Genomic DNA, 13,283 nt, shown 5'->3' with positions numbered 1-13,283 from the left:
GATGAAGCGCGCACTGTGGCAGGGGCTGGTGGCCGGAGCGGCCGGCGCGGTGGTGATGACGTGCGGCGAGAAGGTGGAGCAGCGTCTGACCGGCAGGCCCGATTCCCATGTCCCGGCGCGTGTCCTGGAGCGTCTGACCGGCATGGGCGAGCGGCCGGGACGCCGGGCCGTGCCGTTGAACCGGGCCATGCACTTCGGCCAGGGAGCGCTGGTCGGCGTGGTGCGGTCGGTCATGGCACAGGCCGGTCTGCGAGGTCCGTGGTCGTCGGCGATGTTCGCCGTGGTGCGCCTGACCAATGACCAGATCCTGGAGAACGCCACGGGGGTCGGCGCCCCGCCGCAGACGTGGCCCCGGCGGGAACTGGTCGTGGATGTGCTGCACAAGACGGTCTACGCCTTCGCGACCGGCGCGGTGGCCGACGCCCTCGCCGCCCGAAACGGCCCCGGCCCCGGGCAGCGCCACGCCGCGATGCGTACGGGCCGTCGCTCGGACGTGGGCCCGCTTCCCAAGGGCACGTAGGGCGGGCGGGTCGCAACGCCGTCGTCGCCGAAGTCACGACCGTTCGGTTCCCAACCCAGGGCGGGGCGCTGGACGCTCTGCGCGTCTGGCTGGTGCGGCTCATCATCTCCCGACCTGATTCCGGAAACGCGGGGGCGGGTCTGCGCCGTACGTCGCTAGGGTGATCGGATGATTGAGGTGCGTCGCGCGGGCCCGGACGACGGTCACGTGCTCGGTGAGATTCACGCCGCTGCCTGGGAGGTGGCTTACGCACCCTTCTTCGAGGAGGAGTTCGCCGCCGCTGCCGTCGAGAGCAGGCGGATCCGATGGCACAAACGGATCGCCGACGGGACAGGGACGATCCTGCTCGCTGTCCTTGACGGCCGCCCCCTGGCTCTGTCCGTCCATCTCCCGTCTCCTGCCAGGCCGAGGGTCGCTGAGATCTCCAGCTTCTACTGTCACCCGAACAGCTGGGGCAGCGGTGTCGCCGCCGCACTGATGACCGAGACGCTGCGCCGCCTCCGCGATGAAGGATTCGATCGGGTACACCTGTGGACGTTGCGTGACACGCCGCAATCCCGTCGCTTCTACGTCAAGTGCGGCTTCACCGAGACCGGCGCCGCACGGTCCTTCGACTTCGGTGACGGCAACGCGCTTGCTCAAGTCGAATACGAGCGAGCCTGCTGGCGCGCAGTGCATGCGTGTGGTGGTCAATCGCTTCACTGATGCAGCCATTGATGGCCGCACGGCTGCCCGACGTACCTCCGCCGCAGGCGATTGCCGCACCGTGAGCTTGGCCGGCACAGTCAGCACGGCGAGCGCGGCCGCGCCCTGCGTGATCCGGCACCCGCGCCCCCCTCCCACGCCTCCGCGATCACATGAGGACATTGGCGCCATGAACACCACGGTACGCATCGGCGCGTTTTCGCAGGTCTGGGAGAGGTCATGCCGGACCATCGGCACCCCTGCCGCTTGCATGTGAGTCAGGGTGACACCATGATGGCGTCATGGATCTCACCCCCTACGTCGAAACCCTCCGCCGTGAACTCGCGGTGGCCGGCGCGGCCGGCGGTGACGACGCACGCGAGCTCACCGAGCGGCTTACCGCCCCGCTGGAGTCGGCGGCCCGGCTGACCCTGCTGAACGTGCTCTCCGCCGCGACGGCCGAGATCACCCGCGACCTGGCCCCCGGTTCGGTCGACGTACGGCTGCGCGGACTCGATCCCGACTTCGTGGTGACACCGCCGCCCACCGAAGGCGGTGCCCGCGCGGAGCCGGCCGCGCCCGTCGAACCACTCAGGCCCCCGGCCCCGGCCGACGGTGACGAGGGCGGCACGGCCCGCGTCAACCTGCGCCTGCCGGCCCACCTCAAGGTCCGCGTCGAGGAAATTGCGACCCGTGAGGGCCTGTCGGTCAACGCCTGGCTCGTGCGCGCCGTGTCGGCCGCCGTCGACGGCGGCACCCCGCCGCGTACGACACAGAAGACGAAGCCCCTGGGGCAGAGCTTCACGGGCTGGGTGCGCTAGACGCGCTCCCCCCGCCACCGTCGTCGAGGTGCGGCCCCGCGCCCCTGGGCGGGACCAGGATGTTGTGGTCAGCGGGCGCGGCGGATGCGGATCGGGCCACGGGCTTGTGCCGGCTCGACGGGGTGGCCGCCCTGGGTGATCTCGACCTCTCCGGCCTTGACCAGCCGCCCGGCCGCGCGACGGGCCGGTTCCATGAGCGCACGCCAGCCCTGGTCGTCTCCTTCGTACACCGCACGCGCGGCGTCGGAGGGACAGATCGTCTTGGACGGGCCACGGCGCTCCAACAGCTCCAGGATGGCTCGTTCCAGGCGCCGGTCCATCTGCCGTTCGATGTCCGTCACGCCTCCAGTATCGCAACCGCGCCCCGGTGCACGCCTCCCCCCAGGGGCGGCTTCGCTCACCCGATCTCACTGGATCGGCGAATCCGGTGGGGGGAGTTGGACCGTACGGGCACGGTCGACCGACTCGACGCCTTCGACGGCCTGAAGGGCCGGGATCCGGTCCTCGGCGATGGTTCCGGACAGGGAGCCGAGCACCGGCTGCTCGCCGGTCACCACCAGGCCGATGCGGCGCGCGGCCTCCACCGTCCGCCTGTACCGGTCGGGGGCGAGGGAGACGATGACTCCGACCGGTACGGCTCCACCGGGTGCCTGGTTCACGGGGCCTGCAGCAGACCCGCGCCGACATCCCGGGCCGGCTGCGGCAGCGGGTGCGCCATGGACAGCAGCCGTGCCTTGAGGTCGGTCGCCGACGCACCGGGGTGCGCCTCGGCGAGCAGCGCCAGGACACCGGCGACGTGCGGTGTGGCCATGCTGGTGCCGTCCAGCGTCTGGTACGTGTCGTCCGGAGCGGCCGACCAGATCTCGACGCCCGGCGCCGCGATGTCGACCTGTCCGCCCGCGCCGTTGATGCCGCCGCAGGAGAACGACGCGGTCGCCAGGTCCTTGCCGAGCGCGCCCACCGAGAGGATGGAGGGGCAGTTGGCCGGGCGTCCGACGGGGGCGACGAACCCGGGCCGGCGGCTTTCGTTGCCCGCCGCGGCGACGATCACCACTCCGTGCTCCAGTGCGCGCTTCGCTACGTTCTCGTACGTCTGGGGGAAGAGTTCGCCCGGCTCGACCGGGCCGCCCAGTGACATCGAGATCACCCTGGCGCCCTGCGCGACCGCCCAGGCCATGCCGGCGAGGATCTGGCCGTCGGAGCCCCTTCCGCGGTTGTTGAGCACCTTGCCGGCGAGTACGCGGGATTCGATCGCGACCCCGTAACGACCGTTCTCCGCAGGGGAGGCCGCGGTGCCGATGCAGTGAGTGCCGTGACCGTTGCCGTCCTCCACGCTCTGACCGGGGACGAAGGAGGCAGCCTCCTCGATGCAGTTGACCAGGTCCTGGTGGTCTGTGTCCACGCCGGTGTCGAGGACCGCGATCTTGACGTCGCGCCCGGTCATCAGGGACCAGTTCGCGCGGGTCGCCTGGAGGCCCCATGTCATCTGGTGCTCGTCCCAGGCCGGCCCCAGGGCTCCTGCGGCCCCGGCGATGGTGTGGCGGTCGACCTCCGCCTCGTCGCTGCGGTACGTCGGATAGAAGCCGGTCAGCGTGTGTTGCGCCTCTGTGATCACGGAGGCGTACACGACACGTTCCGGCTCCGCCGCGACGATGCTCCCTTCGGCCTCGGCCGTGGTGACCAGCGCGTGGCGCTGATCAGGCGGCACTTCGACGACGGCGACGCCGAGTTCGTCGAAGAGCACCGAGACGTCGGGGTTCTCGAGGAGGTCGGCGACGCCGTCGACCTCGGTCCCGCGGACGTGCTCGACCGTCGAGATGCCGACGGAGGTGCGCAAGGCGTTCATCCCGCGCTCCGGTGCCTCCTGGTCGAGCAGGACCACGTACCGGCCCGTGAACTCCGCGGCTTGCTTCGTGATGTCGGCGTCGGCCCGCTCCGGATGCTCTCCATTGGCACGCCTGCCCATTGGTCCGTTCGCCATGGCCTTCTCAGCTTCCTCTGCGCTTCTTCCGGACGGCGGACCGACGCCGACTCGCGGAGCGCTGTTGGCCAAGGCAAGTGACAGGGCAGTGTTGGCCGAGTACCGGCGCAGTGCAGCGGTATGGTGTGCCACCGCTCGCCGTGGCGTCGCTCGCAGCGCCGTCGCCGCTTCGATGTTCCCCTCTCCACGGTCTCGCTCGGCGCGGCACGCTGCAACCGGGGCCGCCCATGTGTCGGCACCGGATCTGTGACGGGTGACGAGGGATGACGGCCGGCGTGGACGAGTGACCGCTCGGACCCTCCGCCGCAGCCGTTGTCAGTGCCTCTTGGCAGTATTGCGGTCATGAGTCACAACATCTCGTACTCCACCGCGGACAAGGCCGATGTCCTGGCCTATCTGGGCAGCGACGGCGACCTCACCGCGGACCAGGTGCGCCGCCTCGACGGCATGCGCAAGGCCGCTCACGCGCATCAGGCGGATCTCGACCGACAGGAGGTCGACTGGGGGCTGTCCATCCCCGACGCCCTGGATCATCTGATAGCCGGGCGGACCGACTCGGACGCGGAGTGCGCGGGCAACGCGTACCACTGTGCTCTGCAGCTCATCATCGATCACCACGCTTCGGACCCCTACCAGCTGGGTACCTACTCCAAGCCGTCGACGTTCTTCGGCCTGGTGGACGACGAGATGAGCCGCCTCGGCGTGCCCGCCGACCTCCTTCCCCACCGTTATCTCTTCGGTGAACTGCCCGAGGGCTTCCCTTGTATGCCGTGCTCGGTCGACGGCTACACGGCCATCGGTCACCTGCCCCTGGCCCGGACGAAGCCCGCCGCCGAGGCCTACCGCGCCGTTCTGGAGCACATGAACCCGGACTTCCGGTACGACGTCCAGGAGCTGATCGAGAAGCTGGAGTTCGAGCACGCCGAGTGGGAGACGGCCACGAAGAACGTCGACTGGTACACCCAGGACACCCTGTTCTTCAAGCTCACCTGATGTCGTGGTCTCATGGGTGCGCGGGCTGGGCGCGGACCCGCGTCTGCGCCGCGCCTGCGTCGCGCGCACCGAAATGGAGACCTCCTCGTGACGGAAACCGCCGCCTTGACGGGACAGATCAGGTCCCGTCTCGCCGGGTACGAGCACCGGTTCGGGGCGCTGTTCGCTGAGTACTTCCGGGGCCTGCACGCCACGTTGGACGCGCCGGCGTTCAGCCGGTTCGCGCCCGAGTGCCTGGAGCTGGTGCGCGATCTGTCTCTGCGCGGCGGAAAGCGGATGCGGGTGGCGCTTCTCCACGAGGCCGCTCGCCTGGTGACCACGGAGCCTCTTGAGGCACTGGACGACGCCGCGCTGAGCGTTGAACTGCTGCAGACCCACGGGCTGATCCACGACGACATCATCGACGACAGTCCCATCCGCCGGGGCGGCCCGTCCACGTACTACGCCTACCGGCAGAGGTTCCCCGACCACCAGCAGGCCGCCCTCGGGCTGGCGGTGCTCGCCGGTGACCTCGCGTTCGCCTTGTGCCTGCAGGTGCTCCTCGACTCCACCGCCCCGGCGGCGGTGCGCCAGGCCATGGTGGAGGTCCAGGTGAGGGCGGCGTCGGCCACGTTCATGGGCCAGATCAGCGACATCGAACGGGACTTCACCCCTCTCCCGGCGGAGGACGTGCTGCACGACGTCGCCGAGTACAAGTCGGCCCGCTACTCGGCCCTTGCGACCATGCAACTGGGCCTGCTCGCCGCGGGCGAGGACCCGGCCCGCTTCGAGAAGGAGCTGCGCCGCTACGCCCGTCTGGTCGGAATCGCGGAGCAGATGTGCGACGACTACGAGGACTTGTTCGGTGACGCGAAGGCGATGGGTAAGCCGACCGGGGGCGACATCCGCGAGGGCCGGCGCAACTACGTCGTGCGCGCCCTCCTGACGGCGGCCACCGCGCCCGAACGGGCCATGGTGGAAAGGGCGCTCGGCGACACATCTGGTACCGAGGAGACCGTCGCCGCCATCCGCGACATCGCCGTACGGCGCGGAGTCCAGCAGAAGCTGCGGGCCGACGTGCAGCGCTACGCCCGCCTGGCGGCCGCCGAAGCCGCGACCTGGCGCCCTCGCTGGAGGGACGAGGCGGTCACGTTCTTCGAGGTCATGCCGGTGTGGAGCGCACAACGCATCATGGGCTGATCGGTGATGGGTGAGCGGTGAGCGGCAGGGCGACCGGGGGTTGAAGTCCTCGAACGTCCTTGCCGCGCGGTAGGCCGTGCCCAGCCGTCAGATCAGCCTCCGGTGCCGCACGACGCGTACGTCGTTACCGGCTGCTTCTCGTCATGCCCCGGAGGGGTGAAGCGGCGTGAAGCCCGTGCGCTCTGGGCGCCCGTAGTGCCACTCCTGGCGCGCGATGACGTTTCCTCTGAGCCAGTTTGGCGTTCAGGCCGTACCGCTGCTGAGCTGCACATACCTCTCAACCACGCCACCGGACAGCGCCACGTCGAACGACGCACCGCTTGCAGGATGCGCCACCCTGGTGCCATAGTGACGCCATCGCGACACGCGAAGGCGGCGTCGAGGTTACGGCTGGCGCCACCATTGAGGCCGCTCCACGCCACCCTGCCCGCACCCCGCTCCGCCCATGCGTCGTCTCGACCTTCCCAGCCCACCGACAGGAGTTCCCAGCCGTGGCTACCTTCCTCTACACACTGGGCCGTCTCGCCTTCCGGCGGCGATGGCTGATGGCGCTGCTGTGGGTGGTGATCTTCTGTGGTGCGGGCTTCGCCGCTTCCTCCGCTCCGCCGCCGCCCGCCGACACGTTCTCGATGCCCGGTACGGAGTCGCAGAAGGCGTTCGACCTGCTGGAGGAGAAGTTCCCGGATGCCGGCGCCGATGGCGCGAGCGCCCGGGTCGTCGTCCGCGCACCCGAGGGCGAGAAGATCTCCGCCCCCGCGCAGAGGTCCCACGTAGCGGCACTGATAGCGCAGTTGGAAAAGTCTCCGCAAGTGGCGTCGGTGAGTGACCCCTTCACGACGAAGGCGGTGAGCAGGGACGGTTCCACCGCTTACGCCGTCGCCACCTACACCGTCCCCGCCCCCGAGGTCGGCGACAAGGCGCACGACGCGCTCGACGACGCTCTGGCCAAGGCCCGCGACGGCGGCCTGACAGCGGAGGCCGGCGGCGACGCTGTGAAGGTCGACGCCGCGATGAGCGGCACCGGCGAGAAGATCGGCATCCTGGTCTCGGCCGTGGTTCTCGTCCTCACGTTCGGCTCGGTGGTCGCCGCCGGGATGCCCCTGCTCACGGCCCTCATCGGCGTAGGCGTCGGCATCTCCGCGATAACGGCGCTCGGTGCCACCTTCGGTCTGTCCAGCACCACGTCGACCCTGGCGATGATGCTCGGCCTCGCCGTGGGCATCGACTACGCCCTGTTCATCGTCTCCCGCTACCGCGCCGAGATCACCGAAGGCCGCGACCGCGCCGACGCGGCGGGGCGGGCGGTCGGAACGGCCGGCTCCGCGGTCGTGTTCGCCGGGCTCACCGTCATCGTGGCCCTCGCCGGCCTGGCCGTGGTGAACATCCCGATGCTCACCAAGATGGGCCTGGCCGCCGCGGGCACCGTCGCCGTCGCCGTACTCGTCGCCCTCACCCTCGTGCCGGCGCTGCTCGGCTTCGCGCCGGTCAAGGTCCTGCGCCGCCGGGACCGCGCGCAGTACTCCGGCAAGCCGCTCAGCGCCCGACAGCAGCGCAAGGCTGCCAAGCGCGCCGAGCGGGACGCCCGGCGCAAGCCCAACCTAGGCTCCCGGTGGGCCAGTTACGTCCTGCGTCACCCCGTCGCCGTACTGCTCCTCGCCGTCGTCGGCCTCGGCGTGGTCGCCGTTCCCGCCGCCAGTATGGAGCTCGGCTTGCCCGGCGAGGGCACCATGGCCCCCGGCACCACCCAGCGCAAGGCGCACGACATGCTCTCGGAGTCCTTCGGCGCCGGGTTCAACGGGCCACTGATGATCACCGTGGAGGGCAGGGACGCGGCCGCCGCGGCCGAAACCGTCGGCAAGCGACTCGCCGAGCAGGACGGCGTCGCCACCGTCACCCCCGCCACGCCCAACGAGGCCGGTGACACCGCGATCCTCAACGTCGTACCGACCAGCGGTCCCGCCGACGGCGCCACCGAGGACCTGGTGCGCCACCTGCGCTCCCTCGCCGACGGTCTGCGGAACGACACCGGCGCCGAGGTCCTGGTCACCGGCCAGACCGCGATGTTCATCGACTTCTCCAAGACCCTCGACGACGCGCTGCTCCCGTATCTCGCCCTTGTCGTGGGGCTGGCGTTCCTGCTCCTGATGGTGGTCTTCCGCTCGGTCCTCGTGCCGCTCAAGGCCGCGCTCGGCTTCCTCCTTTCGGTGACCGCCGCGCTCGGCGCCGTCGTCGCGGTCTTCCAGTGGGGCTGGCTCGCCGATGTCTTCGGCGTGGACCAGCCGAGCCCGATCATGAGCACGATGCCGATCTTCATGATCGGTGTGGTCTTCGGCCTCGCCATGGACTACGAGGTGTTCCTGGTGACCCGTATGCGGGAGGCGTACGTCCACGGGGCGCGGCCCGCCGAGGCCGTCGTCACCGGGTTCCGCTACAGCGGCCGGGTGGTCGCCGCGGCCGCCGCCATCATGATCAGCGTGTTCTCCGGCTTCATCGTGGAGGACAACGACTTCATCAAGATGATCGGTTTCGGCCTCGCGGCCGCGGTGCTCTTCGACGCCGTCATCGTCCGCATGACGATCGTGCCCGCCCTGTTCGCCCTGCTCGGCAAGAGCGCCTGGTGGCTGCCGCGCTGGCTCGACCGGCTGCTGCCCAACCTCGACGTGGAGGGCGAGAAGCTCTCCCGCACGGCGCCTGCGGCGCGGGCGGCGTCCTGGCGCCGCGAACAGGAGCTGGTCGACTGACGACCGTCGCCCGTGGTCAGGCCCAGCGGCTCGGTGCCGCTGGGCCTGCCGGCCCTTCAGGACGGCAGCGCAGCATCTCCAGCGGCGGGTTCGCGAGGAGATCCGCCCAGAAGTCCTCGCCGACCTCCCGCACACCGGCTTCGGCACCCGCAGCGGCACCCACTCACCTCAGTGAACCCGGTCGCCCGCAGACATTCTCGGCCACGTCGCCGGCCTCGTAGCGCACGCCCAGCCGGTCGCGCTCATCCAACTCCCGCGCCGCCTCGATCATCCCGACGGAGACGTCGACACCGAGGACGTCCGTGGCGCCACGCCGCCGGCCTTGTCGCCGCCCCCGACAGGGAAGCCCGGGCTTGGCTGTGACGTATCGGGCTGCCCGCCCGGTGACCGCTCCTGCCGAGCACGTCACGGACCGGCCGGGTGCCCGAGCTCACGGCTGCTCGTCGTCCTCGTCCGCATCGCCGGTGGCCGGGTCCCGCAGCGGGCGAAGCTGTGGCGGCCCAGGAAGGTGCCGAGAATTCGCATGCTTCCCGGGCAGGGGCCGCGCTATCGTCATCCGCATGAACGTCACCGGCCCGAGCACCACCGCGACCGCGCGAGCGACCAGCTCGCCGGTTGCCGCCGCCTGACCTTCCCCTCCCCGGCGACCGGAAACGGTCCGTCGGTGGTGCCGTGGCCCCTCTTGGCCCGGCCGGACGACTGCACGGTCCCGTTCTTCGGCGCCTGACCGCTGAACGCGAAGGAGTCGTCCCATGCGGACAGAACAGCTGGTCAGTACGTTCATCGAGTACTTCGAAGAGCGTGCCCATCGACGAATCATCGGCTCGACGCTGCTGCCGCCCCCCGGCGACCCCGTGCTCTTCACCACCTCCGGCATGCATCCGCTCACGCCGTACCTGGAGGGCCGTTCCCATCCGTCGGGCACACGGCTGGTCAACGTGCAGCGCTGCCTGCGCACCACCGACCTGGAGGAGGTCGGCGACACCACGCACCTGACGGTCTTCGAGATGCTCGGCACCTGGTCCCTGGGCGACTACGGAGGCCCGCTCAGTCTCGACTGGGGATACGGGCTGCTCACCGAGGGCCTCGGCATCGACCCCGGCCTGTTGCACACCACCGTCTACGCCGGTGACGGCCGGACCGGGCCAGACACCGCTTCCCTCCATCTGTGGCAGGAGCGTGGTGTCCCGGTCGAACTCACCGTGGAGGACAACTGGTGGTCCAACGGACCGGTCGGGCCGTGCGGTCCGGACTCGGAGATCTTCCTGTGGAGCGGTGACGGCCCGCCACGGTCGACCCCCACCCGTGACGACCGCTGGGTGGAGGTGTGGAACCACGTGATGATGACCCACCGCCGGCTCGACGACGGTTCCCTCGTGCCCCTCCCCCAGCGCAACGTCGACACCGGCCTCGGCGTGGAACGGCTGGCCTCACTGCTCCAGGGCAAGTCGTCGGTGTTCGCATGCGACGTCTTCGACCCCTGGCGCCGCCTGGTGCCGAGCCTGTGGGCTCTGCGGGACTCCTCACTGCGTCTGGTCTGCGACCACCTGCGCTCGGCCGTCGTGATCCTCGGCGACGGCGTGCGCCCGGCCAACACCGGACGGGGCTACGTACTGCGCCGCCTGGTACGACGCGTACTCACCGTGCTCTGGCAGGGCGATCCCTCGCACAGTGTCGAAGACCTGCCGGAAGAGCTGGTCCAGCACACTCTGGACCACTTCCGGCAGGACATGCGCTCAGGCGATGCCCTGCGGATGCTGCTGGAGGAGGAACGCCGCTTCAGGAAGCTTCTCGTACGCGGCCGGCAAGTGCTCGCCCGGCCTCGGTTCCAAGGCCCCCTGACCGAGGAGGACTTCCGCTACCTCCACGACACCCACGGTCTGCCCCGTGAACTGGTCATGAGCCACTGGAGCTGAGGGCGGGGCAGAGTGCCGGCCGCCTGCGGACCACTGCTGGCGCGGGCTTCCTGCTCCCCTCCCCCCCCAGCCCTGGCCCTGGCCCTGGCCCTCAGGCAGCGAATGCGGCACGCTCCCCGAGCTGTGCGGCAGCCGTGCGCCACGCGTCCGTGACCGCCGCGCGGGCCCGCGTCGTCCCCATGGCACTGTCACCCGGCAGCTTGAACGGCTTGCCCACATGCACGTGCAGCTCAGGACGGCGCAGCGGGGCCGTGGCCAGGCCCGCGAGTTGCTTCGCCACGCTGCCCGAGGTGACCCTGCGGGCGCCCGCCTGGCCCACGGGCACCACCGGCGCCCCGGTGCGATGGGCGAGCCGGGACAAGCCGCTGCGGAAGGCTCCAGGGGCCGCTTCCGCGGCGTCCGAACGGCTCGGGATGCCACCCTCGGCGTAGATCAGAACCAGGCGTCCCTGCCGCAGCGCCTCGGCGGCCAGGTCCAGGGCGTTCGCTGCGCGTCGGTCGTTGCGGTGGACCGGGATGTGCCCTTCACGGGCGAGCCGGCGGCCGAGTACCGGCATGTTCCAGAGCCCGGCGGCCGCCATGACGACCGGCATGGCACCGAGCCGGTGCAGCGCCGCGAGCACGATGGCGGGATCGGCCAGCGACGTGTGGTTCGCGGCGATGATGCTGCCGGCGGCGAGTTCGGCCTCCGCATCGACGGTGACCGTCAGGCGGCCGACGGCGGGCACCAGGGCGTCTGCGAGGCGGCTGAGCATGTCCGGTCTCCCTGTCTCGACAATCTTGATCCCCACCGTCGGTCGTGACAGGCACCCTCGGCATGAGTATCCGTACTCTGCTTGCTGTGCGCGTGTGCCTAGAGAGCGGGTGGCGGCGGGCCTCCCCATGCGGCGGATTGATCACGGAGGTCGACCCTTCATCGAGCGCGGACGCCTGGTCACGGTTACTGCGCTACCCTCGCCGGTCTGTCTGCCTCCCGGTGGTGAAAGAGGACTTCGTGGCTGCGGTGGGAAACCCGTTCCTGATGTGTGTCGAGGATGTCTTCTGCCGAAACCAGCGGCGGGTGCGTGTGCTGACGGGCCGCATCGAGCGCGGACGGGTCCGCCCGGGTGACGAGGTGGAGATCGTCGGCTTCGACGCGGGGACGATCGTCGCGGTTGGAGGCATCGAGGAGGGCCGTCGGCGTATCGACGAGGCGCGTGCCGGCATGAACGTGGGTCTGTTGCTCCCCGGGGCGGCGGTCACCACGGTGGAGCGGGGGCAGGTACTCGTGGCACCCGGCTCGGTCGGCGAACACGTCGGCTTCACAGCGGACATCGCGCTGCTGTCCGAGGAACACGGCGCAGGTGAGGTACGCAGCGGTGACCGTCTCCAGTTCCACATCCGCGCCGCCACGGTGCTGGGCGCTGTGATGCTCCATCAGGAGACGGGCGCCTTGCAGCCGCTGCACAAGGGCGAGGTGTCGATCCGGCTCGAACGGCCCGTCGCCCTGGAGGAAGGTCAGTCCTTCGCCTTCCGGCACCACGGCCACGCCGTCGGTTCGGGGATCGTGACGGGTCTCCTGCGCTGAGTCGGTGGGGTGGGCGCCTGCGTTACCGGACGTGACGCGGTCGCGGTGGTCTGGGCCGCCTGGGCGAGGATGGGTGTATGAGCAGAGACACCGACGAGGTGAACGAAGCGATCACGGGTGAGTTGCGTCTGATGGACCCCGGCGTGCGCGTGTCGCAGTCGCTGGCTCGCCAACTCCTCGACCCGGACTTCGTGGAAGTCGGCGCCTCGGGCCGACGGTGGACCTATGAGGAGATGCTCACCGAGTTGCCCGTGATGGACGGTGCGACGGGAGACGGCTCGCGCTACAAGCCTTCGGACATGATCGGTGTCGTGCTGGCACCGGGGCTGGTGCATCTCACCTACGAGACCACTCTTGGCGGAGACCGGGCACGGCGGAGTTCGATCTGGCGCAAGCGGAGTCCGGGAGCCCGGTGGCAGATGTACTACCACCAGGCCACCCGGATTCCGCCCGAGGGCATGTGATCGTAGGTCTCTGAGGGCTGTTGTCACATCCTGGGCGCAACCTGGCCGGGTCGACGCTCCGCGCCCCCGGCCGCCTCCCGCGGTCGGGCCGGGTCACTTCGCCCGTTCCTCCGTGTCGGGATGGCGCAGGCAGGACGCGACGACCACCAGGGGCCACAGGGACTGCATGCATGTCAGGAGGCGTTCTGCGATGCCGGCGGCACCGCGATGGTGCAGTTCGATCATGAACCAGCCCGCACCGGCGCACATCAGCAGGGTCACCATGAGGGAGGGCACGGGCCGCAGTCCCCAGGGCGCGGGCCTGCCGCGATCGGCGGCCAGAACCGGCCACACCGCCAGGAGCGTGAAGCCGACGGCGACGACCGACCCGTGGACGAGGGACCCCCCGCTGCTCGGCGCCGGGAGCAGAGCCACCACC

Annotated in this window: 14 protein-coding genes; 9 read left to right on the top strand and 5 right to left on the bottom strand. The window is 70.3% G+C overall.

All coding sequences use genetic code 11. From position 1 onward, the window contains the following. Position 1: 1 nt before the first annotated feature. The 3 genes from E2E34_RS22400 to E2E34_RS22390 all read left to right on the top strand — a co-directional run bounded on the left by E2E34_RS22400 (position 2) and on the right by E2E34_RS22390 (position 2,025). Positions 2-520 carry a hypothetical protein gene (locus E2E34_RS22400; RefSeq protein WP_244315981.1) on the top strand — a complete coding sequence of 173 codons (519 nt, stop codon included), beginning with the start codon at positions 2-4 and terminating at the stop codon, positions 518-520. A 168-nt stretch (positions 521-688) separates the two neighbouring features. Further along, entirely contained in the window at positions 689-1,225 is a 537-nt protein-coding gene (locus tag E2E34_RS22395) for a GNAT family N-acetyltransferase (RefSeq protein ID WP_138903706.1), read from the top strand. Positions 1,226-1,506: 281 nt separating this feature from the next. Next, positions 1,507-2,025, top strand: coding sequence for a hypothetical protein (locus E2E34_RS22390; RefSeq protein WP_138903705.1), 519 nt, complete (start codon positions 1,507-1,509; stop codon positions 2,023-2,025). A gap of 68 nt (positions 2,026-2,093) precedes the next feature. On the opposite strand, the gene E2E34_RS22385 is transcribed toward E2E34_RS22390, so the two are convergent. The 3 genes from E2E34_RS22385 to E2E34_RS22375 all read right to left on the bottom strand — a co-directional run bounded on the left by E2E34_RS22385 (position 2,094) and on the right by E2E34_RS22375 (position 4,006). Beyond that, positions 2,094-2,366, bottom strand: coding sequence for a DUF3253 domain-containing protein (locus E2E34_RS22385; RefSeq protein ID WP_138903704.1), 273 nt, complete (start codon positions 2,364-2,366; stop codon positions 2,094-2,096). Positions 2,367-2,432: 66 nt separating this feature from the next. Next, positions 2,433-2,684: a hypothetical protein gene (locus tag E2E34_RS22380; protein ID WP_138903703.1), complete on the bottom strand. Its 252-nt coding sequence runs from the start codon at positions 2,682-2,684 to the stop codon at positions 2,433-2,435. After that, positions 2,681-4,006: a S8 family peptidase gene (locus tag E2E34_RS22375; protein WP_138903702.1), complete on the bottom strand. Its 1,326-nt coding sequence runs from the start codon at positions 4,004-4,006 to the stop codon at positions 2,681-2,683. The genes E2E34_RS22380 and E2E34_RS22375 overlap by 4 nt, the downstream gene beginning before the upstream one ends. A gap of 342 nt (positions 4,007-4,348) precedes the next feature. Here E2E34_RS22375 and E2E34_RS22370 point away from each other — a divergent pair, with 342 nt between their 5' ends. The 4 genes from E2E34_RS22370 to E2E34_RS22355 all read left to right on the top strand — a co-directional run bounded on the left by E2E34_RS22370 (position 4,349) and on the right by E2E34_RS22355 (position 10,835). Next, on the top strand, positions 4,349-4,999 hold the full coding sequence (locus tag E2E34_RS22370; RefSeq protein ID WP_138903701.1) for a DUF7691 family protein: 651 nt from the start codon (positions 4,349-4,351) through the stop codon (positions 4,997-4,999). An 87-nt stretch (positions 5,000-5,086) separates the two neighbouring features. Further along, positions 5,087-6,178 (top strand): polyprenyl synthetase family protein, encoded by a 1,092-nt coding sequence (locus tag E2E34_RS22365; RefSeq protein WP_167518351.1) that lies wholly within the window; start codon positions 5,087-5,089, stop codon positions 6,176-6,178. Positions 6,179-6,669: 491 nt separating this feature from the next. Further along, positions 6,670-8,919, top strand: coding sequence for an MMPL family transporter (locus E2E34_RS22360; protein ID WP_167518350.1), 2,250 nt, complete (start codon positions 6,670-6,672; stop codon positions 8,917-8,919). Positions 8,920-9,671: 752 nt separating this feature from the next. Then, a complete protein-coding gene (locus tag E2E34_RS22355) occupies positions 9,672-10,835 on the top strand; it encodes an alanine--tRNA ligase-related protein (protein WP_138903699.1) in 1,164 nt (387 codons plus the stop codon). A gap of 91 nt (positions 10,836-10,926) precedes the next feature. Here the strand turns inward: E2E34_RS22355 and E2E34_RS22350 are convergent, their stop codons facing one another. Next, on the bottom strand, positions 10,927-11,589 hold the full coding sequence (locus E2E34_RS22350) for a lysophospholipid acyltransferase family protein (protein WP_138903698.1): 663 nt from the start codon (positions 11,587-11,589) through the stop codon (positions 10,927-10,929). Positions 11,590-11,828: 239 nt separating this feature from the next. On the opposite strand from E2E34_RS22350, the gene E2E34_RS22345 reads away from it, so the two are divergent. Then, positions 11,829-12,401 carry an EF-Tu/IF-2/RF-3 family GTPase gene (locus tag E2E34_RS22345; RefSeq protein WP_244315979.1) on the top strand — a complete coding sequence of 191 codons (573 nt, stop codon included), beginning with the start codon at positions 11,829-11,831 and terminating at the stop codon, positions 12,399-12,401. Between the two features lie 77 nt (positions 12,402-12,478). Further along, a complete protein-coding gene (locus E2E34_RS22340) occupies positions 12,479-12,865 on the top strand; it encodes a nuclear transport factor 2 family protein (protein WP_138903697.1) in 387 nt (128 codons plus the stop codon). Positions 12,866-12,958: 93 nt separating this feature from the next. On the opposite strand, the gene E2E34_RS22335 is transcribed toward E2E34_RS22340, so the two are convergent. Further along, on the bottom strand, positions 12,959-13,283 hold a 325-nt coding region (locus E2E34_RS22335; protein ID WP_138903696.1), incomplete at its 5' end, for a DUF998 domain-containing protein.

Source organism: Streptomyces albidochromogenes, from assembly GCF_005981925.1.
Lineage (GTDB): Bacteria > Actinomycetota > Actinomycetes > Streptomycetales > Streptomycetaceae > Streptomyces > Streptomyces albidochromogenes.
Note: the sequence above shows the minus strand (reverse complement) of the source record. Positions and strands in the feature narration are given on the sequence as shown.

What these genes read in the sequence shown, in the direction of transcription:
- E2E34_RS22350 (WP_138903698.1), bottom strand. Translation starts at nt 11,589, where the DNA reads ATGCTCAGCCGCCTCGCAGACGCCCTGGTGCCCGCCGTCGGCCGCCTG.
- E2E34_RS22375 (WP_138903702.1), bottom strand. Translation starts at nt 4,006, where the DNA reads ATGGCGAACGGACCAATGGGCAGGCGTGCCAATGGAGAGCATCCGGAG.
- E2E34_RS22340 (WP_138903697.1), top strand. Translation starts at nt 12,479, where the DNA reads ATGAGCAGAGACACCGACGAGGTGAACGAAGCGATCACGGGTGAGTTG.
- E2E34_RS22370 (WP_138903701.1), top strand. Translation starts at nt 4,349, where the DNA reads ATGAGTCACAACATCTCGTACTCCACCGCGGACAAGGCCGATGTCCTG.
- E2E34_RS22390 (WP_138903705.1), top strand. Translation starts at nt 1,507, where the DNA reads ATGGATCTCACCCCCTACGTCGAAACCCTCCGCCGTGAACTCGCGGTG.
- E2E34_RS22355 (WP_138903699.1), top strand. Translation starts at nt 9,672, where the DNA reads ATGCGGACAGAACAGCTGGTCAGTACGTTCATCGAGTACTTCGAAGAG.
- E2E34_RS22395 (WP_138903706.1), top strand. Translation starts at nt 689, where the DNA reads ATGATTGAGGTGCGTCGCGCGGGCCCGGACGACGGTCACGTGCTCGGT.
- E2E34_RS22400 (WP_244315981.1), top strand. Translation starts at nt 2, where the DNA reads ATGAAGCGCGCACTGTGGCAGGGGCTGGTGGCCGGAGCGGCCGGCGCG.